The 25,645-nt window shown below is 65.2% G+C and carries 27 protein-coding genes; 7 read left to right on the forward strand and 20 right to left on the reverse strand.

The features are described 5' to 3' along the window. Window positions 1-28: 28 nt before the first annotated feature. From K323_RS0104680 to K323_RS24265, 4 genes are all read right to left on the reverse strand, one after another. Window positions 29-592: a hypothetical protein gene (locus K323_RS0104680; protein ID WP_022884131.1), complete on the reverse strand. Its 564-nt coding sequence runs from the start codon at window positions 590-592 to the stop codon at window positions 29-31. Window positions 593-699: 107 nt separating this feature from the next. Then, complete coding sequence (locus tag K323_RS0104685) at window positions 700-1,296, reverse strand: DUF305 domain-containing protein (protein WP_051147218.1); 597 nt, start codon at window positions 1,294-1,296, stop codon at window positions 700-702. A 54-nt stretch (window positions 1,297-1,350) separates the two neighbouring features. Continuing rightward, a complete protein-coding gene (locus K323_RS0104690; RefSeq protein WP_022884133.1) occupies window positions 1,351-3,651 on the reverse strand; it encodes a heavy metal translocating P-type ATPase in 2,301 nt (766 codons plus the stop codon). After that, window positions 3,648-3,971 (reverse strand): heavy-metal-associated domain-containing protein, encoded by a 324-nt coding sequence (locus tag K323_RS24265; protein WP_022884134.1) that lies wholly within the window; start codon window positions 3,969-3,971, stop codon window positions 3,648-3,650. Before K323_RS24265 ends, K323_RS0104690 begins: the two co-directional genes overlap by 4 nt. A 145-nt stretch (window positions 3,972-4,116) precedes the next feature. On the opposite strand from K323_RS24265, the gene K323_RS0104700 reads away from it, so the two are divergent. Then, on the forward strand, window positions 4,117-4,437 hold the full coding sequence (locus tag K323_RS0104700; RefSeq protein WP_022884135.1) for a metal-sensitive transcriptional regulator: 321 nt from the start codon (window positions 4,117-4,119) through the stop codon (window positions 4,435-4,437). Window positions 4,438-4,626: 189 nt separating this feature from the next. Here the strand turns inward: K323_RS0104700 and K323_RS0104705 are convergent, their stop codons facing one another. The 7 genes from K323_RS0104705 to K323_RS0104735 form a co-directional block, all read right to left on the reverse strand. Then, window positions 4,627-5,163, reverse strand: a complete 537-nt coding sequence (locus tag K323_RS0104705) for a DinB family protein (protein WP_169515604.1) — start codon at window positions 5,161-5,163, stop codon at window positions 4,627-4,629. A 94-nt stretch (window positions 5,164-5,257) separates the two neighbouring features. Next, window positions 5,258-5,860 (reverse strand): P-loop NTPase family protein, encoded by a 603-nt coding sequence (locus K323_RS0104710; RefSeq protein WP_022884137.1) that lies wholly within the window; start codon window positions 5,858-5,860, stop codon window positions 5,258-5,260. A gap of 98 nt (window positions 5,861-5,958) precedes the next feature. Beyond that, on the reverse strand, window positions 5,959-6,519 hold the full coding sequence (locus tag K323_RS0104715; RefSeq protein ID WP_022884138.1) for a GDSL-type esterase/lipase family protein: 561 nt from the start codon (window positions 6,517-6,519) through the stop codon (window positions 5,959-5,961). Window positions 6,520-6,604: 85 nt separating this feature from the next. Continuing rightward, window positions 6,605-7,468, reverse strand: coding sequence for an aldehyde dehydrogenase family protein (locus K323_RS0104720; RefSeq protein ID WP_022884139.1), 864 nt, complete (start codon window positions 7,466-7,468; stop codon window positions 6,605-6,607). After that, a complete protein-coding gene (locus K323_RS24270) occupies window positions 7,465-9,009 on the reverse strand; it encodes an aldehyde dehydrogenase family protein (protein WP_022884140.1) in 1,545 nt (514 codons plus the stop codon). The genes K323_RS0104720 and K323_RS24270 overlap by 4 nt, the downstream gene beginning before the upstream one ends. A gap of 9 nt (window positions 9,010-9,018) precedes the next feature. Beyond that, a complete protein-coding gene (gene deoC, locus K323_RS0104730) occupies window positions 9,019-10,026 on the reverse strand; it encodes a deoxyribose-phosphate aldolase (RefSeq protein ID WP_022884141.1) in 1,008 nt (335 codons plus the stop codon). A 25-nt stretch (window positions 10,027-10,051) separates the two neighbouring features. Beyond that, the gene (locus K323_RS0104735) at window positions 10,052-11,002 is read right to left on the reverse strand and encodes a sugar-binding transcriptional regulator (protein WP_022884142.1); all 951 of its coding nucleotides are present in this window, start codon (window positions 11,000-11,002) and stop codon (window positions 10,052-10,054) included. A 124-nt stretch (window positions 11,003-11,126) separates the two neighbouring features. Here K323_RS0104735 and K323_RS0104740 point away from each other — a divergent pair, with 124 nt between their 5' ends. Further along, window positions 11,127-12,101, forward strand: coding sequence for an ROK family protein (locus K323_RS0104740; protein ID WP_022884143.1), 975 nt, complete (start codon window positions 11,127-11,129; stop codon window positions 12,099-12,101). 31 nt (window positions 12,102-12,132) lie between these two features. Here the strand turns inward: K323_RS0104740 and K323_RS0104745 are convergent, their stop codons facing one another. After that, the gene (locus K323_RS0104745) at window positions 12,133-13,356 is read right to left on the reverse strand and encodes an MFS transporter (protein ID WP_022884144.1); all 1,224 of its coding nucleotides are present in this window, start codon (window positions 13,354-13,356) and stop codon (window positions 12,133-12,135) included. 23 nt (window positions 13,357-13,379) lie between these two features. Here K323_RS0104745 and K323_RS0104750 point away from each other — a divergent pair, with 23 nt between their 5' ends. After that, window positions 13,380-14,051, forward strand: a complete 672-nt coding sequence (locus K323_RS0104750; protein WP_022884145.1) for a maleylpyruvate isomerase family mycothiol-dependent enzyme — start codon at window positions 13,380-13,382, stop codon at window positions 14,049-14,051. 50 nt (window positions 14,052-14,101) lie between these two features. Here K323_RS0104750 and K323_RS24275 read toward each other — a convergent pair whose 3' ends face one another. The 6 genes from K323_RS24275 to K323_RS0104780 all read right to left on the reverse strand — a co-directional run bounded on the left by K323_RS24275 (window position 14,102) and on the right by K323_RS0104780 (window position 19,873). After that, complete coding sequence (locus K323_RS24275; RefSeq protein ID WP_022884146.1) at window positions 14,102-16,306, reverse strand: transglycosylase domain-containing protein; 2,205 nt, start codon at window positions 16,304-16,306, stop codon at window positions 14,102-14,104. 111 nt (window positions 16,307-16,417) lie between these two features. Then, a complete protein-coding gene (locus K323_RS0104760) occupies window positions 16,418-17,347 on the reverse strand; it encodes a bifunctional riboflavin kinase/FAD synthetase (RefSeq protein WP_026851235.1) in 930 nt (309 codons plus the stop codon). After that, window positions 17,344-17,796, reverse strand: coding sequence for a hypothetical protein (locus K323_RS0104765; protein ID WP_022884148.1), 453 nt, complete (start codon window positions 17,794-17,796; stop codon window positions 17,344-17,346). The genes K323_RS0104760 and K323_RS0104765 overlap by 4 nt, the downstream gene beginning before the upstream one ends. Window positions 17,797-17,856: 60 nt before the next feature. Beyond that, on the reverse strand, window positions 17,857-18,225 hold the full coding sequence (locus tag K323_RS0104770; RefSeq protein ID WP_022884149.1) for a hypothetical protein: 369 nt from the start codon (window positions 18,223-18,225) through the stop codon (window positions 17,857-17,859). Continuing rightward, window positions 18,222-19,235 (reverse strand): tRNA pseudouridine(55) synthase TruB, encoded by a 1,014-nt coding sequence (truB, locus tag K323_RS24280; protein ID WP_022884150.1) that lies wholly within the window; start codon window positions 19,233-19,235, stop codon window positions 18,222-18,224. Before truB ends, K323_RS0104770 begins: the two co-directional genes overlap by 4 nt. After that, window positions 19,232-19,873, reverse strand: coding sequence for a TetR/AcrR family transcriptional regulator (locus K323_RS0104780; RefSeq protein ID WP_022884151.1), 642 nt, complete (start codon window positions 19,871-19,873; stop codon window positions 19,232-19,234). Before K323_RS0104780 ends, truB begins: the two co-directional genes overlap by 4 nt. 71 nt (window positions 19,874-19,944) lie before the next feature. On the opposite strand from K323_RS0104780, the gene K323_RS0104785 reads away from it, so the two are divergent. Next, entirely contained in the window at window positions 19,945-21,405 is a 1,461-nt protein-coding gene (locus K323_RS0104785; RefSeq protein ID WP_026851238.1) for a DHA2 family efflux MFS transporter permease subunit, read from the forward strand. Window positions 21,406-21,451: 46 nt separating this feature from the next. Beyond that, window positions 21,452-22,453, forward strand: coding sequence for a ketopantoate reductase family protein (locus tag K323_RS0104790; protein ID WP_022884153.1), 1,002 nt, complete (start codon window positions 21,452-21,454; stop codon window positions 22,451-22,453). A 40-nt stretch (window positions 22,454-22,493) separates the two neighbouring features. On the opposite strand, the gene K323_RS0104795 is transcribed toward K323_RS0104790, so the two are convergent. Together K323_RS0104795 and K323_RS0104800 are read right to left on the reverse strand one after the other, a co-directional pair. After that, window positions 22,494-22,718, reverse strand: a complete 225-nt coding sequence (locus K323_RS0104795; RefSeq protein WP_022884154.1) for a dihydrofolate reductase family protein — start codon at window positions 22,716-22,718, stop codon at window positions 22,494-22,496. Next, window positions 22,719-23,321: a nucleoside/nucleotide kinase family protein gene (locus K323_RS0104800; protein WP_022884155.1), complete on the reverse strand. Its 603-nt coding sequence runs from the start codon at window positions 23,319-23,321 to the stop codon at window positions 22,719-22,721. A gap of 92 nt (window positions 23,322-23,413) precedes the next feature. On the opposite strand from K323_RS0104800, the gene K323_RS0104805 reads away from it, so the two are divergent. Both K323_RS0104805 and K323_RS0104810 read left to right on the forward strand, forming a co-directional pair. Continuing rightward, window positions 23,414-24,313 (forward strand): HhH-GPD family protein, encoded by a 900-nt coding sequence (locus K323_RS0104805; protein WP_022884156.1) that lies wholly within the window; start codon window positions 23,414-23,416, stop codon window positions 24,311-24,313. Between the two features lie 65 nt (window positions 24,314-24,378). Continuing rightward, window positions 24,379-25,641 carry an FAD-binding protein gene (locus K323_RS0104810; RefSeq protein WP_022884157.1) on the forward strand — a complete coding sequence of 421 codons (1,263 nt, stop codon included), beginning with the start codon at window positions 24,379-24,381 and terminating at the stop codon, window positions 25,639-25,641. The last annotated feature ends 4 nt before the right edge of the window (window positions 25,642-25,645 follow it).

Below are 25,645 nucleotides of genomic sequence, written 5' to 3' on the forward strand. Positions count from 1 at the left end.
GGATGCAGGGGGCGACGGCATGATGCAACTAGGGAAGGCGCAAGACTTCCCTACGCGTCTCAGCCGACGTTGAATCAATCCACATGATCTCGACCTCCTTGAGCGTCACTGTGAGGCGGTTGGAGACGTTGAACACGAACGTCGCACCTGGGGCAAGGGTCGGGTGTTCACGATGTGCGACGAGCAGATTCTGCATGCCTGCCGGATATCCATTCACCGTCACCGAGCGGGCCTCAATTGTTCCTGTGTTCCTGAGCCTGTAGCTACCGGCGACCGTTCTCTCCTCGAGCGACCAGGTCACGGCATCCGGTTCAAGCAATGACTGAAGCTCGGCCGGCAATGCAGCGGCAAGAAGCGTGTCGGGCCTCGAATCGCCACTACGTCTTGCCATGAACTCGACTGCCTCTGCAATTCGCTCCGTCGCGGATGCGCTCTTTTCAAGCGCTGCGGCGGCATCGCTTCTCGCGTCGCCGGCTGCCGCCTCGGCCTCTATTGAGCGTCGGTCGGCCGCGAGAGCCCGGATGAAACCAACGGCTCCTCCCGCAAGCCCAAGGCCGGCAATGATTACGCTCAAGATCTCGTACGACGTCATAGCCGAATCCTATTGACAGAAGCCCTGCTTGCGTACGCGCCGGTCCGGGTCGGCCCAGCCAAGCCACACCCAGGATGGTCAAGGGATACCGCGCTCTTTGAGAGCGCTCAGAGGCTGGCGAGGATATCCTTCATGACGCCGATCTCCTCGGTCTGCGTCGTAACGATGGCCGCGGCCATCGCCTTCGCGTCCTCATTCTGTCCGTCGTCAAGCTCTGTCTGCGCCATCTCGATGGCGCCCTCGTGATGCACGGTCATCTGTTCGAGGAACAGTCTGCTCGCTTCTGCTCCAGACGCTTTCTCGAGGGCGTCCATGTCGTCGTCGGACATCATGCCGTCCATTCCGTGGTCCATCCCTGACCTGCCCCCCTCGTCGGCTCCCCAGGCGGCGAGCCAATCCCTGAGCTGCACGATCTCCGGCTCCTGGGCCGCCTTGATTTCAGTAGCCAGGTCACGGATGCGCTGGTCGACGCCGTCTTTCGCCAGCAGCATGTCGCTCATTTCCACCGCCTGCTCGTGGTGGGGGATCATCATCTGCGCAAACGTGACGTCAGCGGCGTTCGACGCGACTGTGACGCTCGACTCATCGGTCGGCGAAGCTGTTTCGTCCATGTCCATGCCGGACATTCCACCGCTGCAGGCGCTGAGTGTCAGAGCTGTGGCCAGTGCCGCCACCCCGAGGAAGTGGTTACGTAGTCTTCGCATTGTTTTTTGCATTGTTTCGTCCAATCATCGATGGAATCACGTGGTGTGCCGGGGTCAGCTGACCGCCGCGACGGGCTCGGGAGCCTTGGTCGTGAACGCTTGCTCTGCTCCGGTCATGGTGAGGCTGCGGAACCGGCGCAGTCGCAGGCTGTTGCTGACCACGAAGACCGATGACAGTGCCATGGCGGCGCCGGCGATCAGAGGGTTCAGCAGCCCGAGCATCGCAAGCGGGATCGCGGCGATGTTGTAGGCGAATGCCCAGAACAGGTTGGTCTTGATCGTGGACAGGGTGCGACGGGCCAGACGGATGGCGTCGGCTGCGGCCATAAGGTCACTCCTGACCAAGGTCAGGTCGCTGGCCTCGATGGCGACATCCGTTCCGGTTCCCATCGCGATGCCGAGGTCGGCCGTGGCCAGGGCGACGGCGTCATTCACACCGTCGCCGACCATGGCAACGACGCGGCCCTCTGCCTGGAGGGCACGGATCACATCCGCTTTCTCGGCGGGCAGCACCTCGGCGCTCACATCGTCGATCCCCACCTCCGCGGCGACGGCCATCGCCGCACGCGCGTTGTCACCAGTCAGTAGCACCGGACGAAGCCCGAGCTCCCTGAAGTGCCTGACTGCTTCTGCGCTGCTGGCTTTGACGACGTCGGAGACCGCGAGAATGCCTCGCGGCTGTCCGTCCCAGGCGACCGCGACGGCGGTCTGCCCGCGCTCCTCGAGATTGACAAGTGCACTCTGCAGTTCGGCGGGCAGGCCAATGCTCCACTGCTCGGCCAGCCATCGCGCCCGTCCGACGAGCACGAGGTGCCCGTCGACGACGGCCTGCACACCGAAACCCTGCTCGGAATCGAATGACTCCAGAGGAAGAAGGGAGCCGATCCGATCCGTCGCCCCCGCAACGATCGCGGCGGCGATCGGGTGCTCAGAACCGGACTCGGCTGAACCGGCAAGTCGAAGCAGTTCCTCCTCCGCCACACCGGCGACGGGTACGACTGCGGCAAGACTCATCCGTCCCGTCGTCACGGTCCCGGTCTTGTCGAGCACGATGGTATCCACCCGACGGGTCGATTCCAGGATCTGCGGCCCTTTGATCAGGATGCCCAGCTGGGCGCCCCGTCCGGTGCCGACGAGCAGTGCGGTCGGAGTGGCGAGACCCAGGGCACACGGACAGGCGATGATGAGTGTGGCGACCGCCGCGGTGAACGCAATCTCTGGGCCGGAGCCGATGAGCAGCCATACTGCGAGTGTGGCGAGCGAGAGCCCGATCACAATCGGCACGAAGATCGCCGAAATGAGGTCGGCGAGGCGCTGCACCTCGGCCTTCCCGGTTTGCGCTTGCTCGACGAGGCGGCCCATTTGGGCGAGTTCGGTGTCAGAGCCCACTCTCATCGCCCGTACGACGAGACGCCCGCCCGAGTTAAGGGTCGCGCCGATCACCCCATCGCCCGGCCCAACTTCGACGGGAACGGATTCGCCAGTGAGCATACTCGCGTCGATGGCGGAGTTGCCTTCGACGACCTCGCCGTCGGTCGCGATCTTCTCGCCCGGGCGTACGACGAACAGGTCTCCGACGGCAAGCGACCCGATCGGAACGCGGGTTTCGACTCCGTCACGCAGTAGCGTCGCCTCTTTGGCCCCGAGCTCCAGCAGTGCTTTCAAAGCGCCGAGGGAGTGTGTCTTCGCTCGCGCTTCGAAATAGCGACCCGCCAGGATGAACACCGTGACCGCTGCTGCGACCTCAAGGTAAATCTCGTCCGCGCCGCCGCCAGGGGCGACCGTGAAGCTGAATGACATCGTCATGCCCGGCATCCCGGCCATTCCGAAGAACAGCGCGTAGAGCGACCAGCCCAGCGCAGCCAGCACCCCGACGCTGATCAGTGTGTCCATTGTCGCTGCGCCATGACGGGCGTTGACCCAGGCGACTCGGTGGAACGGCCACGCTCCCCACACCGCAACCGGCGCAGCCAGGGTGAGGGCCAGCCACTGCCAGTTCGTGAACTGCAGCACGGGAATCATCGACAGCGCGACAACGGGCACCGCCAGCACGGCGGAGACCAGAAGCCGCCGGCGAAGGCTCGACACCTCACCATCCGTCTCGTGGTTTTCATCCTCCCTCGGCTGTTCGTTCACAGCCGGCCGCGGGCGCTCCGCCGTGTACCCGGTCGCCTCGATCGTCGCGATCGTCTCGTCGATCGTGGTCCCCTCAGGGACGAACACGCTGGCCTTCTCTGTCGCGTAGTTCACCGATGCCTCAACACCTGGCATTCGATTGAGTTTCTTTTCGATCCGCGCCGCGCACGACGCGCACGTCATGCCGCCAACAACAAGCTCGACCTGTGTTCCGCTCATCGTGGCTCATCAACCAACTGGTAGCCCGCTTCGTCGATCGCCGCGGCAACCGTCTTCCGGTCAAGCAGGTCCGCACTGGACACGGTCACTCGCGAGGCGCCATCGGCCACCAGCTGTACGTCGACGGCCTTGACGCCCGCGATGCGGTTGACTTCCTCAGTGACACTGTTCACGCAGTGCGAGCAGGTCATGCCTGTCACCGTGTATGTGCTGGTGGCCAGCCCCGTTTCTGACTGGGCTGCCTCAGGGGCGGTCGAGTGGGAGTTGCAGGAGCAGGAGACGTCGTTCAGGCCGAGTTCGTTCTTTTCCGTGGTGCACATGTGTCTTGCTCTCTTTCAGGTCAACGAATGGCGGTTGCTCAGGCACACTTGTACCCTAGGGGGGTATAGTAGATAACGCAAGTCCAGGATAGGCATTCCGCCAACGGGTATCCTGAGCCTTCACGCACCAGAGAACGGAACAACGATGAGCGAGAGAACTGACGTGGCCGGCACGCACGATGGCCCGCACGGCTACATCTCGAACAAAGACGACTACCTCAAGCGCCTGCGCCGGATCGAAGGACAGGCCCGTGGCCTCCAGGGAATGGTCGACGACGAGAAGTACTGCATCGACATCCTGACCCAGGTATCGGCGATGACCAGTGCGCTGCAGTCAGTCGCACTCGGCCTCCTGAACGACCACCTAAGCCACTGTGTCGTCGATGCGGCAGCCGCCGGTGGCGCTGAAGCCGACCTCAAGATCAAGGAAGCGTCTGACGCGATCGCCCGCCTCGTTCGCTCGTGACCTCAGTTCCCAACTGTTCAGGCGCCTCGACCTCCCCCCGCTCCGGTTGACGTCGCGGAGAGGCCCGCTGACTCACTCATCGATTCAGCAATCGTGCGGCGAGCAGCACCACGGCGACTACGAGCAGCACAGTGAGCTCTGAGAACTCCTCACAATCACGTGGCCGCTTGACATTCGACGGGACGGAGGTTACTCGCTCGGCTCCTCCCCCGTGCTGCCGTCTGCCTGCTCGCGCAAGAGATCGATATGCCCGAGGTGGCGCGCGGTCTCTTCGATCAGGTGTAGAAGGATCCATCGCAGAGACAAATCGCGCTGCACCGAAACGACGTCGAGAGAGCTCGCAGCTGTCACTACCGCGTCGCACAGGCGGGATTCGGCAGCGTACTCAGCGAGCAGGCCGACCATGGTCGCGCACGCCGGCATCCTCCATTCGGCGTCGGGATCTTCCTCGGTCCAGTCGTAGACGAGTTCTTGCTGGCCGGCGAAGACGCCACGCAGCCACGAACGCTCCACGTTCGTGAGGTGGCGTACCAGACCGTGCAGACTCATGCCCGTCGCGGTCGCGACCGAGCTCAGCACCTCGTCCGGTGCGCCCCGCAATTTCCAACCGACCAGGTCACGTTGACGCTGCAGTACTCCCAGCATCGCCGTGCGCTCGTCGCCGTGGTGAGCTGCCTCGGTGATCCCGAAGCGCGTGCCGTTCGAGGTTCCGCTTCCGTCGTCCATGACACACATCATTGCAGCCGTTTCGGCGACTCGCATCTGCTTTCGATGGCCGTCGGAGCACTGCTGATGTCTGCTTCGACCATCGTTGTTGCCCTCAATGCCCAGCTGCTGAGGCGCCTCGACCTTCGCCCGTGCTCCCGCTGACGTCACGGAGGGGGCCGCCAACCCAATCGTCGATTTGCCGCTGCGTTCGCAGGCGAACGACCTGCAGATCGGGGTACGAGACCGCCGCCGCCGGAACCAGCACCCGATACTTCCGACGCGTGGAAATCGCCCAACGGATGATTCCTTCCGGTTGGGTGAGCGCGTGCCATACTCCCGGCTCCACGTTCCCGTTCCAGAGCACCGACTTCTGTCGTGCTCGTCTCACGGTCCGCCAAACGATTCTCCACAAGACGATCCGAAACGAGAGATCGAGCCATACGAGCGTGTCTGCTCGCGACGCGAGCAGATCGCGCACTGCGTGATATTGCCACTCGGTCACCCACCCGGGGGTGGAGACCAACGACTCAACCTCTGCCTCGAACGTCTCCCGCTTCGTCCAGGATGGTCCGTGGTACAGCGCGTCAAGTTCGACGTACTGCACGCCGAGTTCGTGCGCGATGCGCGCCGCAAGCGTGCTCTTCCCCGCGCCGCTGACCCCGGCGATAAGCGATCGCCGAGGATTCAGTGGGATGGCATCCTTCGAACTGAGCATCAGCCAACTGTATTACGAACCGCGCACCGGAACCGAGATCTCGCCTCTTGCTGAACATGGGGCACGCGTTCCGGTAGCTGGCACTGCCCTGCTCGCGATCAGGCGCGCTGGATGGGAATGGAACTCGACGACGGCGGCCGTTCGAAGAGCATCTCGATCGCGGTCTTGAGTTCCGTGGTCCAGGCGCCATAACCCGCATCGGTCAGATGCAGGCGGTCTTCGGTGTAGTCCGCAATAAGCTCGCCGTCGCTTTGGGCCATCGCCGGCCAGAGATCGAGGTATCGAGCTCGCTGCGTTGGCGCGAATTGCCAGAGGTGGCGGTTGATCGAACGGATCGTTTCGGCGTAGTCGCGCTCACGCGGCATCACCGATTGAATAAGGATCAGCACATCGGGCAGCTGCCTGCGCAACTCCCACAGGATGGTCTCGATGTTCCTCACGATGTATTCATCTGAGCGGTGCCGGCCGAGGTCGTTGGTTCCGATCTGCAGCGATATCGCGTCTGGTTGCAATTCGACAATCGACTCCAGACGGGCGATCACCCGATCGGACGTGTCACCGCTGACGCCGAAGTTGTGCACCCCATATTCCTGGAACCACTCTTCCCAGCGACCATTAGCAGTGAGGCCGTCCCCGACAAATGCGATTGATCCAGACATGGTGGCCTCCCTCCCCCATCATGCCTCGTAACGGGTTCATCGGCCAGTCTTCACAGGCGATGAGCAGCCGTTCCGGCAGCACGATCTAGATCAGGGCCTTGGTGTGCCACACCGTCTTGGTCTCGGTGAACCCGGTGATCCGGTCGAGAGACGGTGTGGCTGCGTCCGGACCGTTCTCCGGTGGAAATACGCGCTTGAGGGTGTCCGCCGCAATGATCTGCAAGTCGACCCAGTCGAGCGCCCCGGCCCCGACGAGGTCAAGCGCATTGACATCCGCGTGTCCGGCCAGCCAGGGCGCGATCTCAGCGGGAGAGCCGGTCAGCACGTTCACGACCCCACCGGGGACGTCACTGGTGGCCAGCACCTCAGACAGACTGATCGCCGAGAGCGGCATGGTCTCATTTGCGATGACCACCACCGTGTTGCCGGCAACGAGCGCCGGGGCGATCGCGCTCACAAAACCGACCAGCGACCCCGCGCCCTGTGGGGCGACGATGGCGACAACACCGGTCGGCTCAGGCACCGAGATGTTGAAGTAGGGCCCGGCGACGGGGTTGGCGTTGCCCGCGACCTGCACGTACTTGTCGGCCCAGCCCGCGTACCAGACCCAGCGGTCGATGGCCTCGTTCACCTGTGCGGATGCCGCCGCCGCGTTCAGGCCCTCCGACTGCACGATCTCGTCGATGAACTGCGCGCGCCGACCTTCGAGCAGCTCGGCGATGCGATAGAGCACCTGGCCGCGGTTGTATGCGGTACTGCCTGCCCAACCGCTGATCGCAGCTCTGGCAGCCACCACAGCATCGCGGGCGTCCTTGCGGGAGGCCTTGGCGGCGTTGGCAATGAAGTCGCCCCTCTTCGAGACAACCTCGTAGACGCGTCCAGACTCACTGCGCGGAAACTTTCCGCCGATGTAGAGCTTGTAGGTCTTGGGAACGGCGAGGCGGGTCACTTGGCGGCCTTCTTTCGTGCGACGGGCTTGCTCTTCGATTGTGCACGGGTGACGGATGCCTGCGGCTTGGCAGCAGGCGCCGCGACCGAACGCTGTCCTGGCCGGTTCCCCGGCTTCAGGTAGGCGGCAAGCCCCTGACGCCCGCCCTCGCGGCCGTACCCGGACTCCTTGTAGCCGCCGAAGGGGCTGGCCGGGTCGAACCGGTTGAAGGTGTTCGCCCAGATCACGCCGGCGCGCAGCTTGTCGGCGACAGCAAGGATGCGGCTTCCCTTGTCGCTCCAGATGCCGGCCGACAGCCCATATGGCGTGTTGTTCGCCTTGGCGATCGCCTCTGCCGGGGTTCGGAAAGTGAGCACGGAGAGCACAGGGCCGAAGATCTCGTCCCTGGCGATGCGGTGGCTGGTGGAGACATTGGTGAAGATCGTCGGCGCGAACCAGAACCCGTCTTCCGGGATGGCACACTCGGCAGTCCACCGTTCTGCACCCTCGTTCTCGCCGATGTCGGAGAGTTCACGAATGCGCGCCAGCTGCTCTGCGCTGTTGATCGCACCGATATCGGTGTTCTTGTCGAGCGGGTCGCCCAGACGCAGGGTGGAGAGCCGCTCCTTGAGACGGTCGACGACGTCGTCGTGGATCGATTCCTGCACCAGCAGGCGACTCCCGGCGCAGCAGACGTGGCCCTGGTTGAAGAAGATGCCGTTGACGATGCCCTCGATGGCCTGGTCGATCGGGGCGTCGTCGAAGACGATGTTCGCCGCCTTTCCGCCGAGCTCGAGGGTGACCTTCTTGTCTGTGCCCGCCACCGAACGGGCGATCGCACGCCCGACCGACGTCGAACCGGTGAACGCCACTTTGTTCACATCCGGGTGATTCACCAGCGCCTGGCCAGTGTCACCCGCGCCGGTGATGATGTTGACGACACCGGGCGGCAGGTCTGCCTGCTGCACGATCTCGGCGAACAGCAGGGCAGTGAGCGGGGTCGTCTCGGCTGGCTTCAGTACGACAGTATTGCCCGCGGCGAGCGCCGGCGCTATCTTCCAGGCCAGCATCAGCAGCGGGAAGTTCCACGGGATCACCTGCGCGGCGACGCCGAGTGAGGCGGGGCCCGGCCCGAGACCCGCGTGGTCGAGCTTGTCGGCCCAGCCCGCGTAGTAGAAGAACCAGGCGGCGACCAGCGGCACGTCGACGTCGCGGCTCTCCTTGATCGGCTTGCCGTTGTCGAGGCTTTCGGCGACCGCGAGCTCCCTGGCGCGCTCCTGTACCAGGCGGGCGATGCGGAACAGGTACTTGCCCCTGTCGCTCCCGGAGAGCCTGGACCAGGATCCGTCGTATGCACGGCGGGCGGCGGCGACCGCTGCATCGACATCCGCCTCGTTGGCGTTGCTGATCATCGCGATCTGCTTCTCGGTGGCCGGGGAGATGGTCTGGAACGGCGCGCCGCGACCGGCAGTGAATTCGCCGTCGATGAAGAGGCCGTAGTCGCTTCGCAGATTCAGGATTGCCTGAGACTCCGGCGCCGGTGCGTATTCGAGAAAGCTCATGGGGTGGTCCTAGTCAATCGTCACGTAGTCTGGGCCGGAGTATCGGCCGGTGGTCAGTTTCTGCCGCTGCAGCAACACGTCGTTCAGCAGACTCGATGCACCGAACCGGAACAGGCTCGGCACCAGCCATTCCTCGCCGACGGTCTCGGCGACGGTCACCAGGTATTTGATGGCGTCTTTCGAGGTGCGGATGCCGCCGGCCGGCTTGACGCCGATCTTCTCGCCGGTCAGGCGGTGCCAGTCGCGCACCACTTCGAGCATCGACAGGGTCACCGGCAGTGTTGCAGCCGGCGAAACCTTTCCCGTCGACGTCTTGATGAAGTCGCCCCCGGCAAGAATGGCCAGCCAGGAGGCGCGGCGCACGTTGTCGTAGGTGTTCAGCTCGCCGGTCTCGAGGATCACCTTGAGGTGAGCGACGCTGCCGTCTGGACGCACGCAGGCCGACTTCACGGCGACGATCTCGTCGAAGACCTGCCCGTACCGGCCGGATAGGAACGCCCCGCGGTCGATGACCATGTCGATCTCGTCTGCCCCGGCTGCCACGGCGTCGGCGGTGTCGGCCAGTTTGACCGCGAGCGAGGCCCGGCCACTCGGGAAGGCGGTGGCCACGGCAGCGACGTTGACGCCCTCATCCGTGCCGGCCGAATGAGCAGCACCGAGCGCGGCGACCGCGTACGGAACCATGTCGCCGTACACGCACACGGCGGCTACGCGCGGGCACTCAGGGTCGCCAGGATCTGGTGTGAGCGCTTTCGCGACCAGGGAGCGCACCTTGCCAGGCGTGTCGGCGCCCTCGAGCGTGGTGAGGTCGATGAGTCCGATGATGGTGTCGATCGCGCGAGCCTTGGAGGTGGTTTTGATCGAACGGGTGCCCAGCGCTGCGGCACGCTGCTCAAGACCGACCGCGTCGATACCGGGGATGCCGTGCAGGTAACGCCGCAGGTTCGCGTCGGTGGCTTCGCCGCCGAGGAGCGAGAGTGTGCGCTCCCTGGTAGCCAGCTGGGTGCTGATGGTCATGGGATGTCCTTGGGATCGAGGTCTGTCACGGTGAGTCGTCGAGAATGGCATTTGCGGTGTCTTCGTCTGTCACCAGGACGGTGCAGAGTCCGCTGCCGACGATTGCCCTGGCGACCGGGTGTTTGCTGCGGCCGGAAATGACGGCGATGGCCGTCGTGGCCGCACGCAACTGGTCGAGACGGATGCCGACGGTGCGCTCATCGAGGGCGGGATCGACGATGTTGCCGTTGCTGTCGATGTATCGGCCGACGATGTCGCCGACCGCGCCCTTTCGCACCAGTTCGGTGACCTGGTCTGGATGCAGATAGCCACTGTCGACGTGTGCAGAGTTCTCATCTGCCTGACCCGCGCTGTAGAGAAAGGCGGACGCGCCGGAGGCCATCTCGAGTACGGCCGCGACGGCGCGGTCGGACTCGATGGCGCGCTTGGTCTCCAGCCGCTCCAGGATGGCGGGGCTCGGGAGCAGGGTGGCTGCGCCTCCCGCCTTCTGCGCGATCGTGACGGCAGTTGTGGCCGCCGTGCCCGGGCGCTTGTTCAGGCTGACCCCTCCGTTGATCTGCACCACATTCACCCCGGACGCCCAGCCAGGGGCAAGGTGCACTGACACGTCGTGCAGCGTACGACCCCAGCTGATGCCGAGCGTGCGCGGGATCGGGCGCAAGCTGGTCAGGTAGTCGGCCGCCGCCTGCGCCGTGCGTGACTGCAGCTCGTCATCGCCTGATACGCCGGCGGTGGAGACGACAATGGCGTCGGTCAGACCGGTTGCGTCGCGCAGCCGCCGCTCGACAGGCAAACGCCTGGCGCGGGGATGCACGATCTCGATGCGGATGAAACCGTTGGCCTTGGCCTGCGCGAGCAGACGGCCGACCTTCCACCGGGTGAGTCGCAGGACCCCGCCGATCTCGTCTTGGGTCTTGTTCTCTTCGTAGTAAAGCTCGGCGGCGCGGATGGAGAGCAGTTCATCGGTTTCGATCACCGGTCGTGTCTCCTTTCCGTACCCGTCCAGCCTAGATCGCTGCGCTACGAAGTTCAACGGGTGTTGCATTTCTCGCTCATATGAGCAGTCGCAACCGGAATGCTGCGCCGAATAGGCTCGGTACATGCAGATCAGCACGACGTCCTCCACCGACCTCCCCCGATCGGGACCGGGTTCGCTCGTCCTCGCACTGGACGTCGGCGGTACAAAGGCAGAAGCCGCGCTTGTCGACGACCGGGGCACAGTACTCCCCGGCAGCAGGCACCGGGCCCCAACGGGCCGCACGGCGTCAAGCGATGACCTGGCGGCGAGCGTGACCGACGTCGTCAATCGAGCGCTGGGGGCGCTCCCCGCCGATGTCGCGCTCGCCGGTGTCGGCGTCGGCTGCGCCGGCCCGATCACCGTGGCCGCCGGCACCGTGTCGCCGCTCAATCTCGAGGTGTGGCGCCAGTACCCGCTGCTCAAGCTGGTGCAGGGCCTGGTTCCGGATGCGAGGGTGCGGCTACGCATGGACGGCCTGTGCATCACGCTGGCCGAACACTGGGTGGGTGCCGGCCAGGGCACTGACAGCATGATGGGCATGATCGTCTCCACCGGGGTCGGCGGGGGCCTCATCCTCGGCGGCCGGACCGTCTCCGGCCCGAGCGGCAATGCCGGCCACATCGGCCATGTGGAAATCGGCGGCTTTGATGATCCGTGCGCGTGCGGCGGGCGTGGCTGCCTGGAAGCCGTCGGGTCGGGTCCGAACACGGTGGCGTGGGCCAGACGGCAGGGCTTCACCGGCACGTCAGGGGAAGACCTCGCTGCCGCATACGCTTCCGGAGACGAGATCGCTCAGAGGGCAGTCGAACGCAGCGGCCGGGCGATCGGCCGCGCCATCGCATCCGCCACCAACCTGGTCGACCTCGACGTCGTTGCCATCGGCGGCGGCTTCTCGCATGTGTCACCCGACCTGTTCGATTTCATCAGGGAGAGCGTGGCAGAACGTTCGGCGTTCGAATTCGCCACCCGGGTGCGCGTTCTGCCGTCTTCGCTCTCGGGGGAAGGGCCGCTCATCGGCGCGGCCGCACTCATCCATCGCGCCGAGCTGGTGCCCTGAGGCCGGCAATTCGGCACGTTCAACCGCAGCGTCAGGGGCGCTTCGCGAGATCGTCTTCGAGCAGGTGTGGGCGCGAGATGACAAAACCAGCGATCGTCACGATGAGTGCGGTCGCGAGCAGGAACAGAAGCGGCCCCGCCCACGCACCCGTCGCTTCGTGGAGCAGTCCGACGATCAGCGGCCCGAGCGCGCCGATCGTGTAGCCGACACTCTGCACAAAACCACTCAGCGCAACAGAACCGGCGTGGGTGCGGGTGCGCAGGTTGATCAGTACCAGTGCGAGCGGGAACAAGAGCGGCCCGAGCCCGGCGAACGCCACCCAGAGCCAGGTCGCCGTGCCGGGCGCGAGGAGGAGCCCGAGGTCGCCGAGCACAAACGCGGCCACACCCACGTAGACGAGCAGGCCGATGTTCTTCATCCGCGACGCGAGCACCGGGATGATGAGGGCCGCCGGGATGCCCATCGCCGCGTACAGCGAGAGCAGGGCCCCGGCGTGGCCGGCCTCCAGGCCCGCGGTCTGGATGAGCAGCTGCGGCAGCCACGCGAACATGGCGTAGGCATTCAGCGATGACACGGAGAACACGATCGCGAGCGCCCAGGCTATGGATGAACCCCAGATCCGACCGAGGATCGCGGGTTCTGCCTCCTCCACCTTCGGCGTCGGCACGCTCGACGTTCGGTGGCGCACCAGCATCGTGACCCACGGCACCAGTGACAATACGGCCAGGACCGCCCACATTCCAAGTGCCACCCGCCATCCGCTCGCATCGGCGACGGGAACGGCCACCAGGGGCGGCACCAGGGTGCTGAACGCCAGCACGGTCGCGTAGAGCGACGTGATGAGGCCGATCCGGTCGGGGAAGTACTTCTTCACCAGCGGAGGAAGCAACACGTTGCCCGCACCGAGGCCGGCGAACGTCACAACGCTTCCAACCAGAAGCCAGATCACCGACGGTGACACTCCGCGAGTGACGTGCCCGACCAGGATGGCGACCATCGAGACAATGAGCACACTCTCCAGCCCGATGCGCCTGGTGAACACCGGTGTCAGGATTCCGAAGATCGCAAAACACACGGGTGGGAGCATGCCCAGCACGCCGAGAACGAGGGTATCGAGCGGAATGTCGACGCTGATCTCGGTGACGATCGGCGAGAGTCCGGCGACCGCCGTGCGCAGGTTGGCGGCAACGAGAATGATGCCAAGCAGGGCAAGGGTTCGTCCTGCCCAGAGTCGTTGGGCAGGGCTTGTGGTCACCGGTCAAGTCTAGGCTGGGGTACATGGCCGACTATGCCAGGCACCTCCCCCTCAGCCAGCGCCAGGAGTCCGACGAATCCGGTGTCTCCACCGACTGGCGCGAGCCTGTTTCACAGACGCTGGCCAGGGCGGCCGACCTGCTCGCCGCGCTCACGCCGGAGCAGTGGGAGTCCCCCAGCCTGTGCGCCGGTTGGAGTGTGCGCGATGTCGCCGGCCACCTGGCCTGGCGGGTCGGGAGCTCCAACCGGCAGCTGCTCGGCAGTGGCGCACGCACGTACTTCGGTTCCATCGTGACCGACGGACTGAATCCGAACCGGACCATCGACGCACTGAGCCGGGCAGCAGCAGAGGCATCGCCCGCAGAGTTGGTCGCGCGCCTTCGCCAGATCGCCGTCGACAAGGCGGCCGGTGACGGCCGGCACGGCATCGGCGAACTCACCGAAGTCGTCGTGCACGGGTATGACCTGGCCCAGCCGCTGGGCCTCGCGCTGCCGGTCGGGTGGGCCGCCTCCGGCGCCGTAGCCCTGCGACGGAGTCTCATGTCGCCCCTCACGGTCAGGGTCGTCCTCACCAAACGCACGCTGGTGGCGACGGATGCCGGCTGGCGCGTCGGCCACGGACCGGAACTCACCGGCACTGCCGAGGCGATCGTGCTCTACCTGTTCGGTCGCCGTAGCCTCGCCGACCTCGCCTGACACAGCGGATCGCCGAGCACAGACAGCGTCGCCCAGGCAGCGTCAGTCCGTCAGTCCCCGAGCGCAGTGACCGGCGGAGGAGTCGCGGGCGACGGCGCAGAGGGTGCAGCCGGCGCAATCTCCAGGAAGTCGCCTCCCCCGTACTTGGCGTTGGCCACCGACATGACGGCCGGCCACATCCGGTGCCTGGCGGTTGCGGCCTGTCCACTGTCGAAAAAAGTTCCTCGCTGGTTCTGGTCGCCGGTGACGCTGACGACGGCAATAACGGTGGCGACCTCGGTGCTCGCACCACTCATCCAGGTGTCCTTGTTTCCGTCTGTCGTTCCGGTCTTGCCGATCATCGGTACGCGAGGGTCTGTTGCACTGTTCGACTGCGAACCGGTGCCGCCGGTCATGACGCGCCGCATCCCGTAGACCATCCCGGCGGCTACCGCCGGGTCGACCGACTGGTTGCAGGTGCTCTGGGGGATGGGAAGCTCCGCCCCATCCGGCCCGACGATCTTGTCGATGGCGATCGGTGAACAGGTGACTCCCCCGTTGGCGATCCCGGCAAAGGCCACGGTCATGCTCAGCGGAGCGACTTCGTTCGTTCCAAGCACAGTCGCGGCGCTCTGCAGAAGTGGGTTGTGGTCTGCACGGTGCATCCCGAACGCCTCTGCTGTCTTTCGAATGCCGCAGAGGTCGAGTTGCTTGGCCATCCCGACGAAGCCGGTGTTGATCGAGCCGATCGTCGCCTCGAGCGCACTGTAGTTGGCTCCGGCCTCATTCGCGTCGTTCTTCGGATCCCAGCCCGGATACACCTGGGGCCCCTCGCAGCTGTCGCGGAAGACACCCCAGTTGGACTTTCTGCGTGAGTCGACGCGCTCGTTCAGCGAGTGACCTTCGTTCAGCCACTGGGCAAGAGTGAACACCTTGTAGGTGGATCCAGGCTGAAAGCCGCTCGAAAAGCCTTCGTCAAAATCGGTGTTGTAGTTGATTCCGGTGAAGTTCGCACCGGTGGCCTGAACGGTCGGATCCTGGCTGTAGTCCTTGTTCTGCACCATCGCGAGCACTCGGCCTGTACCGACCTGCACGCTCGAAATGACGCCGCCGACGTCCCAGCCGGGGAACGTCTTCGGAACGTTCTCCGCCATGGTCGACGCGGCCGCGTTCTGCACGTCGAGGTCGAGCGACGTGTACACGTCGAAACCGCCGCGCCGGAAATTCAGCATACGGGTCTGGGCATCCTCACCGAACGTCTCGTCGTTCTGCAGGATGTGGGTGACGTAGTCGCAGAAGAAGGCGTTGGCCGCGGCCGTCTGGCAGCCGGTGCTCGGCTCATGGATCACCGGCTCGACGGGAACAGCGACGGCCGCGTCGTATTCCTCCTGCAGGATCTTCCGGTTCTTGAGCATCTCGCTCAAGATGTAGTTGCGCCGCTGGGTATTGGCCGCGTAACCGTTCGCCACGCCGTTGGTTTCACTGTCTGGCTTGTCGAGCTGGAACTTGTACGGATTGTTCACGATCGCCATCAGGCTGGCGGCCTGCGGCAGGGTGAGCGCAGCCGCGCTCGTGGAGAAGTAATAGTCCGCCGCCGCTTCGATTCCGTAGACGGTGCCACCGAAACCGGTGATGTTCAGGTAGCCGCGCAGGATGTCGTCTTTGCTGAACTTCTTCTCAACGCCGATCGCGAGGCGCATCTCCTTGAGCTTGCGGTCTGGCTTGGTCTCGGTCGCGGCGTCGTAACAGTCGTCGTGCTGGTACTCATCAATGATCAGTTCGCACTTCTGCACCAGGACGTTCTTCACGTACTGCTGGGTGATCGACGACCCACCCTGCGTCTCGCCTTCCGCGACCGTCTTCAAGGTCGCTCTCAGGGTGCCCTGGAGGTCGACCCCGCCGTGTTCGTAGAATCGGGGGTCTTCGCCGGCGACGGCGGCATCCTTCACGAACTGGCTGATCTGGTTCCAGCCGACCTCCACCCGGTTCTGGTCGTAGAACGACGCGAGAAGCACCGGGCTGCCATCACTCGCAGTGGCATAGATGTTGCTCTTCTGCGAGAGCGGCTCGATCTGGAGGTAATCAGGAAGACTCTCGAACACGTGGATGGTGTTTGTCGCGGTGATTCCGGTGACGGCGAGCACCGGAGTGACCGCGACCGTCACCAGCAGGCCCGCTGCCGCGCTCGCAGCCGCAAGCCCTAACAGACTTCCGATCACTCCCCCGAATGATCGCCGCCTCGTCACCGCTGAATTTCCTGTGTCGTTGAAATCCATGACCCCCTCCTCGGTCTCGCTAACTTCGGAGCCGCGAACCGATTCCTGCCACAGAATTCAGGCTAGATCATCGTGTCGGCAGGCGCGAGTCCTGGCGCCCAATCGTGACTTTCAGAGCAGAATCGCGCGCGCTGTGACCACGTCGGCTGCAATCTGCTCGATCAGCGGGTCGATCCCGGTGAAGGCCACCATGCCCCGGATGCGCTCAGCGAACGACACATCGACGACGTGGTCGTACAGATCGATTTCGCGGTCGAGGACGTAGGCCTCCACCTGCTTGTTCGGCACCCCTTCGAAGGTGGGATTGTTGCCAACGGAAATCGCTGCCGGGTAGCGCACACCGGCATCCGTCAGCCAGCCCGCGTACACGCCGTCTGCCGGGATGAGCCCTTGGGACTCAGGAGACAGATTGGCGGTCGGGAAGCCGAGTTCACGGCCACGGGCTGCGCCGCGCACGACTACCCCGCGCACGGTGGGGATGTGGCCGAGCAGTTCGGCGGCTGCCCGCACATCGCCGGCCCCCAGCAGCTCCCTGATCCAGGTGGACGACACCCTTCTTGTGCCGTCTGGCATCACGTCGTCGACGAGAGTGACGACGAAGCCATGCCGGGATCCCAGCTGCCTGAGTACTTCAACGTCGCCCGCACCCTTGTGGCCGAAACGGAAGTCTCGTCCGACCAGGACCCGGCCGACGTGCAAGGCGTCAACCAGGATGTTCTGCACGAACTCCTCTGGCGTCAGCGATGCCAGCTCGCGGGTGAAGGCGAGCACCACTGCTGCGTCGATTCCGGTCTCGGCCAACAGCTCGGCCTTCTGTTCGATACTGACGAGCGAACTTGGGCACCGGTCGGGATTCAACAGCGCCAGCGGATTGCGATCAAACGTCACGACAACGGATGCCAGGCCGTCACGCTCGGCGAGGATGCGAAGTTCTGCGATCACCGCGCGATGCCCGGCGTGTACCCCGTCGAATTTGCCGATGGTGACGGCGGAGGGCGGCCAGTCGGCAGGAACTGCCTCGATGCCCTCGAACGTCTTCACGATGCGCTCTCGCTCGGCCCGGTTGGCCGGTGCCTCGACAACCACCACATTCCGAGGATAGGCAGCACAAGCGGGATGAACAGGTAACCACGGCCGTATACCGACCAGACCGTGTCGTGCGGGAAGAGTGCTGGGTCGACCAGGCTCAATGTGCCGATGACCAGCACTCCCAGCATCTCGAAGCCGATGGTGATCCAGGCCACCCGGTACCAGGCGGTGCTGGGCCGCATGAGCGCGACCGTCGCGACGATATAGACGACGGCGGCGAGCGCCGACAGCGTGTACGCCAGCGGTGCTTCATCGAATTTGCCGACGATCTGCACAAACGAGCGACCGGTCGCCGCAAGGGCGAGCACTCCATACACGGCAATCAGGAGTCGGCCGATGCCGGTCACCCTGGTTCCCCGGCTCTTCTTGGTTACCCGGTTCTTCTTGGTTCCCTGGCTCATTACAGTCTGTCCACTCATCGCCGTGCAATTATCGCAGTATCCGTAGGGGACGAAACACGCTCAGGCGCCCTGCACCGTCCAGATCTGCAGCATCCTGTACAGCATCACCCCGACGGACAGGCAGGCGACCCCAAGGATGACACTGCTCCATTTGCTTCGCTCGACGAGCGCCCAGAAGCCAGCGCCGACCGGCAGCAGGATCGCGCTGATCAGGTAGGTGTAGAACTCGAGCAGACTGCCGGTGGGGTGGTTTCCGACGGCCGGCGCGATCAGGGCGATGATGAGCTGCACGATGAGCAGCACCTCCACCAGCGCAGTTGCCCCCATGGTCAGGTCGCTGGGCTTCCGCCCGGCCAGTCCGAGTGCCAGACAGAGTAGCCCGCCGAGAACCGCGACGGCCAGCTGCACCCAGGTGAACCACTCGATCATGGGGTGGCTCCGGTTTCGTCTGGACTGGTGTCAACTGGGCTGATTGCATCGGGCGGGAAATTCACCAGGACCCTGCCGATGCCGCCCTTCCGCTCAATCAGTCCAACCAGCCTGCCGTCCGGGTCGATGGCGGCGATCGGGCCGGCGGAGCGTGGCTCGGCGGGGTCAGGATCCGGGCCGAACGCAAGTCGTTTGCCGTGCATGAGATCGATAGCCTGCTCCCGGCTCAGATCCAGGCGCGGGAACAACCGGTCGGCCGCATCCGCCGGGGTGATCATCGCCGCCGCAAGGCCGTCTTCCGGGAGTTCGGCAAGTGTGGCGAGCGTCGCCGCGGAATCGACCAGGAACGGACCGATCCTGGTGCGCCGAAGGCTGGTGAGGTGACCGCCGACGCCGAGCGCCGCACCGAGATCCCTGGCGAGTGCGCGAATGTAGGTTCCAGACGAGCAGACGACGCGCACCTCGAGATCGAGGTAGCCGTCGGCCTGCGCCACCGACACGAGATCGAACGCGCTCACCGTCACCCGGCGAGCGGCCAGCTCAACGTCCTCACCCGCGCGCACCCTGGCGTACGCACGCTTACCGTCGACCTTGATGGCGCTCACGGCACTGGGTCGCTGGTCGATCTCGCCGGTCAGCGCGGTGATGCCGTGCGCGATCGCCGCGGCTGAGAGGTCGGCGACGGATGCCGCGGGCGCGCGCTCAGAAAGCTCGCCCTCTGCGTCATCCGTCGTCGTCGACGCACCGAGCCGGATCGTGGCCAGATATTCCTTGTCGAGTCCGACGATGTAGGTGAGCAGCCTGGTGGAGCTATTCACACCGAGGATCAGCAGGCCGGTCGCCATCGGGTCTAGCGTGCCGGCGTGGCCGACCTTGCGGGTGCCGACGATGCGGCGGGTGCGGGCGACGACATCGTGGCTGGTCCAGCCCTGCTCCTTGTCGACAAGAACCAGGCCGCTCACGACGCCCTCGCCTGAGCCGCGGGCACCGGCGCCTTTCGCAACGCTCACGACCGGTTCTCCGGAGCCGTCGAAACATGAAGCACAAGGTCGAGTTTGGTGCCAAGGGCGGCCGTCAGCAACTCGCACGCTGCGTCGTCCTCTTGGTAAAGGTCCGGCAGTCGCAGGGCGAGGAGCGTGTTCATCAGCATCCCGTGGGCAAGGAAATCTGCTGTCTGCTCCGCTTCGAAGCCGGCCTCTTCGCGGAGGAGCCGGTAGATCGAGAGAAAACCGCTCCTCGCCTTCGCTCCGATGACCGGGTCGTGGCCCGTGATGAACGCTTGCATCAACGACATCAGGATGCCCTTGTCTTCAATCAGATCGACGTATGCGGCGCCGAGCCGAGGAGCGAGGAACTCCTCTCTCTCCAGCCCCTCGGGAACCGGCTCGGCGAGCACCGCACGAAACGAGATGTCGAGCTTGTCAAGCGCCCGCTGCAGCACCTCGAGGAAGAGATTCTCTTTCGTGCCGAACATGCGAACGACGTACGGCTGGCTGATGCCGGCTGCCTGGGCAACCTGGTCTGTTGTTGCACCGGAGTATCCGCGTTCGCCGAACACCCTGCTCGCGGCGGCGAGAATCTGCTCGCGGCGCAAAGCAGCCGGAATCCGCTCGGCGACGGCCGGCTTCTCGGGAATTTTCTCAATCACACTTGACAGGTTATCAGTCGATAACTAGTCTTTCGACTTGTAATCATTCAATTACAACCTAAGGATTTCGTGTGACCTCCCTCTCACAACGCCGCGTGCCAGTCTGGCTGGCTGTCGTCGCCGCCTCGCTCCCGATGTTCATGGCGACCCTCGACAACCTCGTCGTCACCAGCGCCCTTCCCGTCATCAGCCAGGACCTGTCGGCGTCCATCGAAGACCTGCAGTGGGTGATGAACGCCTACGCCCTGAGCTTTGCGACCTTCATGCTGATGGCCGTTGCCCTCGGCGACCGGTTCGGCCGCCGCCGCGTGTTCCTGGCCGGCATCGCCCTCTTCACGTTCGCCTCCGCCCTCTGCGCCGTCGCTGTCGAGCCCTGGATGCTCATCGGGGCCAGAGCCCTCCAGGGCGTTGGCGCCGCGGCGCTCATGCCGCTATCACTGACTCTCCTCGTCGGCTCGGTCAGTGACCGCCTGCGGCCGGCCGCCATCGGCATCTGGGGTGGCATCTCCGGTCTCGGCGTTGCACTTGGACCGCTCATCGGCGGAGCAGTGGTGGAGGGGTGGAACTGGCAGGCCATCTTCTGGCTCAATGTGCCGCTCGGCATCGTCTCGGTGCCGCTGGTCGTACTCGCCTTGCCGAACAGCTTCGGAACACGGGTTCGCGCTGACGTCGTCGGGCTCGTGCTTGCCGGCTTCGGTGTGCTCGGCCTGGTCTACGGCATCGTTCGGGGAAACGATGCAGGCTGGGACAGCGCAGAGGTTCTGGCCACCCTCGTCGGCGGCGGCATCCTGCTGGTGCTGTTTGTACTCTGGGAGATGCGCACCAGCGCTCCGTTGCTGCCCCTTCGGCTGTTCCGTGATCGAAGCTTCACCGTGGCGAACCTTGTCGGAATCACGTTCAGCTTCGGTATCTTCGGTGCCGTCTTCATCCTCATCCAGTTCCTGCAGATCGTGCAGGGGCACTCGCCACTCGAGGCCGGGCTGATGACCATGCCGTGGACGCTGGCCCCGATGGTTGTCGCGCCCCTCACCGGTTTTCTCAGCCCGCGCACTGGCACTCGCCTGCCCATCGTGGTCGGGCTGGTGTTCATGGCCGTCTCCATGGCGTGGCTTGCGCTGGTCATGACGGCGACCGTTCCGTATGCCGATCTGGTTATCCCGTTCATCCTCGCCGGTGTCGGCATGGGCATGGTGTTCGCTCCGAGTTCGACGGCGGTGCTCGTCAATATGGCCCCGGCGGACCACGCGAAGGCCTCCGGAACCAACTCCACGCTGCGAGAGATCGGTGTTGCCCTCGGTATCGCGGTACTCACGGCCGTCTTCGCCGGAGCCGGCGGTGAGTTGACTCCGACCGGCTATGTCGATGCATCGATTCCGGCGATCTTCACCGCGACCGGCATCCTGGCCGTGGCCGCCCTGATCGCACTCGCGTTGCCCTCCGGTCGACGTTCGGCCGCAATCCACGGCACGGAAGCCGAGCAGGTTGTTGCCGCCCTCGCCAACGCGGAGCCGGAACCGGTCAGTGCCCGTTAGATGCGCGGTGCACGTTCGAACGCCCGGTGCGATCTAGGCTGGAGCGATGCAGATCGCGATCATCGGGGCGGGGGCCCTCGGCGGCACCTTCGCGGCACTCCTGGAGAAGGCCGGGCACGAGATCACGGTGACTGCCCGCGGTACCGGACTGGCAGTGATTCGCGAGAACGGCATCCGTCTCACCGGCGGTTTCGGAGAGGTGCACGCCAGGCCGGCAGCGCTCGAGCGGCTGGTCGAGCGGCCGGACCTGGCCCTGGTCTGCACCAAGGCGCAGGATGCCGAAACCGCGCTGGCCGCCAACGCTCGGCTGCTCGATGGGTCACCGGTGATCGTCGTGCAGAACGGCCTCGATGGTGTGGCGACCGCTGGGCGACTCCTCCCCGCGTCAGAATGCTTCGGCGCGCTGTCGATCGTTGCTGCGAATTACACGGAGCCGGGGCAGGTCAGGGTCACGACGGCGGCGCCGACATACATCGGGCGGGGAAGCGGTGCGGTCGACGACGAGACGCTGCGCTGGCAGGCCGTGCTGGATGCCGCGCTCCCCACTGTCGCCATCGGCAACTTCGTCGGCGCCCAGTGGACCAAGCTCATCGTGAACATGCTGAACTCGCTCCCGGCCATCACCGGTCTGACGGTGCAACAGTGCGTCGATCATGCTGGACTCCGCCGGATCATGACGGCGAGCATGCGGGAAGCGGTGCGGGTCGGCGTGGCCAGGGGTGTGCGATTCGGTTCGCTGCAGGCGCTTGGCGACCGGCGGCTGCGGTCTTTCGCCCACTTGCCGCTCTGGGCAGGCCAGGTGTTGCCTGGGCTGATGCGGGTACGCATGGGCAACGTGCCGAACCTCGGCTCGACCCTGCAGAGCGTGAAGCGCGGTCAACTGACAGAGGTCGACTTCCTGAACGGCGCGATCGTGCGCGAGGCCACCCTGGCCGGCTTCGGTGCGCCGGTGAACGCACTGCTGGTCGAACTCGTTCACGAGGTGGAGGCTTCTGGCTTCCTCTCCCCCGGCTCAGTCATTGACCGGGCGGCCCCGGTCATCCGCTGACTGGCGAGAGTGACACGCCGGCGAATGTGGCATACCTGCCTCAGGAAGCCTGCGGGATCGGTTGGTATGTCGCCATCAGCACTCCAGTCGCGGTTGACGTGCTGCCAACCAGCTGCAATCGGTGCGCCTCGTCGTCCGGACCGAACAATCGGTGACCCGAGCCGAGCACAAGCGGATGAATCATGAGGAACAGCTCGTCCACGAGGCCGTATGGCAGCAGGGAGCGGATGAGCTGACCGCTGCCCATGATGACGAGGTTCCGCATTCAGCAACTGTCGGTGAACAGGCGGTGCGGGGCATCCGGATCTGAGTTGTCGATGAGCGCAGAGACCAGCGCGTTCGGGGTCTCTTCCGCGAGATACAGGCGGTCGGCCTCCGACTCGGCTTCCGCCGCCAGGAGGATGCTGTATGACCACAGGCCGCGCAATTCGCGCCGGTTGGCGAATTCGCCATCGACGATGAGCGTGGCAGCGTCTGGCGCGGTGAGCCAGGTCGGTTCGATCCAGGTATCGCTGTCTGGGTTGAAGACCTTCATGACAAAACCGGTGCTGCCGCCCATCCGGAACGGTTCGACCAGCACCCTGCGTAGTGCCGAATAGTCGTAGCCGTGGCGAAACAGGCGCTCCTCGGATTCCGGACCGAACTTGGCCTGCTCGGCACGCGACCGTTGAAAATAGCGCAACGATGCGCGGAACTCTGGGTGCTCCCGCTCGTCGAAGACAGCGGCCAGATCATCGGCGAACTCTGCACGGCCGGCAGAATCCGGCCCGTCGACAGAGACGATGGCGCGACCGCGCCCGTAGTTGTGGAGGATCTCCGTGGCGAGGGAGCGAAGAAATTCGATGCGCGGGGTCGAGACGAGCTTCATGAATCGAGACTAGTCCGCATGCCCACATCACGGAGCGGGCGACCGCCCCTTAACGACGCGAGCACACCGCGCGAACGCCTAGGTTGGACAGGATGACTGCCATAGCTCCTCCAGCCGATACTGCCGGCATTGCGCCCGCGATCACCGCCTGGTTCCGTGCGAACGGGCGCGACCTGCCCTGGCGACGGGACGGCTTTTCCGCCTGGGGAACCCTGGTCAGCGAGTTCATGCTCCAGCAGACTCCGGTCAGCCGAGTGGTGCCACGACTGGAGGAGTGGCTGGAGCGCTGGCCGACTCCTGTGGCCCTCGCCGCGGTCCCGGCCGGTGAAGCGGTGCGGGCCTGGGCGAGCCTTGGCTACCCGAGGCGTGCGCTCTGGCTGCACGCCGCTGCGGTGGAGATCACCGAGCGACACGGCGGGGTCGTGCCGGAAGACGTCGACGCGCTCCTCGCGCTGTCGGGGGTCGGGGACTACACCGCGCGTGCGGTGGCGGTCTTCGCCTACGGCCGCCGGCATCCGGTGGTCGACACCAACACCAGGCGGGTCATCGCGCGCGCAGTCGCCGGCCAGGCCGACCCCGCACCGCCCGGCCGTGTGCGGGACCTCGAAGCGATGAGCACGCTCCTGCCAGTTGACGCGACTGAGGCAGCCGCGTTCAACGCGGGAATCATGGAGCTGGGAGCCCTGGTCTGTGTCGCACGGAACCCCCGCTGCGCTGAGTGCCCCATCCGGAATGTGTGCGCCTGGCGCACGGCGGGTTACCCGGCGTATTCCGGGCCGCGGAAGAAAGTGCAAAAGAAGTACGCGGGCAGCGACCGCCAGGTGCGCGGACTCATCCTCGCCGAGCTACGGTCAACGCATCATCCGGTGACGGATCTCGAGATCGCCGGTTTGTGGCAGGATGCCGCGCAGCTGGGTCGCGCAATGACCGGGCTCCTGGCCGACGGCCTGGCCGTGATGGTCGAACCGGGTTCATACACGCTGCCAGACTGAATCTGGCGAAATATCATCCGCCGGAAGGCCAACGCGGCCGAGGCCAACAACGGGAGAACGGGCACATGAAGAACTGGGCAGGCAACCTCGAGTACACGGCGGCCGAACATCGCCAGCCGCGCACGATAGACGAACTGGCGGAGATCGTCGTGTCGAGCCCGAGGGTGAAGGCGCTGGGTTCCCGGCACTCCTTTAACGATGCGGCCGACACGAGTGGCGTTCTCGTTTCCCTCGGCAATCTTCCCGGTGAAGTCGAGATCGACGAATCGAACGGCGTGGTGCGTGTCCCAGCGGGTCACACCTACGCCGACGTCGGTTCGGCACTGCAGTCGAACGGCTTCGCCCTCCATAACCTGGCATCGCTCCCGCACATCTCCGTCGCCGGCGCCGTGCAGACCGGGACCCACGGTTCCGGGGTGGCGAACGGGTCGCTGGCATCTGCAGTTCGAGCGTTCGACATCGTTCGGGCCTCCGGTGAGACAGAGACGCTGCAGGCCGGAGGCCGGGACTTCGACGCATCCGTCGTCGGACTCGGTGCACTCGGAATCGTCACCAGCGTGACACTCGCCATCGAACCGACCTTTGAGGTCGCCCAGCACGTGCACGAGGGCATGCCGTGGGATGCCGCGCTCGCAAACTGGCCTGCCGTCACCGGAAGCGCATACAGCGTGAGCGTGTTCACCACCTTCCAGGGCGAGAACACCCACCAGATCTGGGTGAAACACCGGGTCGACGACGAGGCTCACTTCGACCTTGCAACTCTGGGCGGGCGCGAGTCGCTGGTTCCGCTGCATCCGTTGCCCGATGTGCTTCCTGATGCCCTGACCGGCGAGCACAGCACCACCGTGCAGCTCAGGCAGCCTGGACCGTGGAATGAGCGATTGCCGCACTTCAGGTCGGAGTTCCAACCAAGCCACGGCGACGAGATCCAGTCGGAATACTTGGTTCCGGCCGATCAGGCGGTTCACGCGATCGAAGCGCTCCGCGGGATCAGTGACCTGATTGCACCGCTGCTCTACATTTCAGAACTGCGCACGGTCGCCGCCGATGCGGCGTGGCTCAGCCCGAGCCAGGGCCGCGACAGCCTCGCGATCCACTTCACCTGGCAGCAGCGGCCCGCCGAGATCTTTGCGGTGCTCCCCCGAATCGAGGAAGCGCTTGCGCCGTTCGATCCGAGGCCGCACTGGGGCAAGGTGTCGGTGATGCCGCGCGAGCGTCTACGCCTCGCCTACCCGCGCCTCGACGACTTCGCGGCCCTGGCCGGCAGGGTCGACCCGCTCGGCAAGTTTCGCAATGCGTTCCTGGAGCGGTCGGTTTTCGCGGCGTGAGCGC

The organism is Glaciibacter superstes DSM 21135, from assembly GCF_000421145.1.
GTDB classification, from domain to species: domain Bacteria; phylum Actinomycetota; class Actinomycetes; order Actinomycetales; family Microbacteriaceae; genus Cryobacterium; species Cryobacterium superstes.

Coding starts and splice junctions, on each gene's coding strand:
- K323_RS0104680 (WP_022884131.1), bottom strand. CDS start 592: ATGACGTCGTACGAGATCTTGAGCGTAATCATTGCCGGCCTTGGGCTT.
- K323_RS0104685 (WP_051147218.1), bottom strand. CDS start 1,296: ATGCGAAGACTACGTAACCACTTCCTCGGGGTGGCGGCACTGGCCACA.
- K323_RS0104690 (WP_022884133.1), bottom strand. CDS start 3,651: ATGAGCGGAACACAGGTCGAGCTTGTTGTTGGCGGCATGACGTGCGCG.
- K323_RS24265 (WP_022884134.1), bottom strand. CDS start 3,971: ATGTGCACCACGGAAAAGAACGAACTCGGCCTGAACGACGTCTCCTGC.
- K323_RS0104700 (WP_022884135.1), top strand. CDS start 4,117: ATGAGCGAGAGAACTGACGTGGCCGGCACGCACGATGGCCCGCACGGC.
- K323_RS0104705 (WP_169515604.1), bottom strand. CDS start 5,163: ATGGACGACGGAAGCGGAACCTCGAACGGCACGCGCTTCGGGATCACC.
- K323_RS0104710 (WP_022884137.1), bottom strand. CDS start 5,860: ATGCTCAGTTCGAAGGATGCCATCCCACTGAATCCTCGGCGATCGCTT.
- K323_RS0104715 (WP_022884138.1), bottom strand. CDS start 6,519: ATGTCTGGATCAATCGCATTTGTCGGGGACGGCCTCACTGCTAATGGT.
- K323_RS24270 (WP_022884140.1), bottom strand. CDS start 9,009: ATGAGCTTTCTCGAATACGCACCGGCGCCGGAGTCTCAGGCAATCCTG.
- deoC (WP_022884141.1), bottom strand. CDS start 10,026: ATGACCATCAGCACCCAGCTGGCTACCAGGGAGCGCACACTCTCGCTC.
- K323_RS0104740 (WP_022884143.1), top strand. CDS start 11,127: ATGCAGATCAGCACGACGTCCTCCACCGACCTCCCCCGATCGGGACCG.
- K323_RS0104750 (WP_022884145.1), top strand. CDS start 13,380: ATGGCCGACTATGCCAGGCACCTCCCCCTCAGCCAGCGCCAGGAGTCC.
- K323_RS24275 (WP_022884146.1), bottom strand. CDS start 16,306: ATGGATTTCAACGACACAGGAAATTCAGCGGTGACGAGGCGGCGATCA.
- K323_RS0104765 (WP_022884148.1), bottom strand. CDS start 17,796: ATGAGCCAGGGAACCAAGAAGAACCGGGTAACCAAGAAGAGCCGGGGA.
- K323_RS0104770 (WP_022884149.1), bottom strand. CDS start 18,225: ATGATCGAGTGGTTCACCTGGGTGCAGCTGGCCGTCGCGGTTCTCGGC.
- K323_RS0104790 (WP_022884153.1), top strand. CDS start 21,452: ATGCAGATCGCGATCATCGGGGCGGGGGCCCTCGGCGGCACCTTCGCG.
- K323_RS0104795 (WP_022884154.1), bottom strand. CDS start 22,718: ATGCGGAACCTCGTCATCATGGGCAGCGGTCAGCTCATCCGCTCCCTG.
- K323_RS0104800 (WP_022884155.1), bottom strand. CDS start 23,321: ATGAAGCTCGTCTCGACCCCGCGCATCGAATTTCTTCGCTCCCTCGCC.
- K323_RS0104805 (WP_022884156.1), top strand. CDS start 23,414: ATGACTGCCATAGCTCCTCCAGCCGATACTGCCGGCATTGCGCCCGCG.
- K323_RS0104810 (WP_022884157.1), top strand. CDS start 24,379: ATGAAGAACTGGGCAGGCAACCTCGAGTACACGGCGGCCGAACATCGC.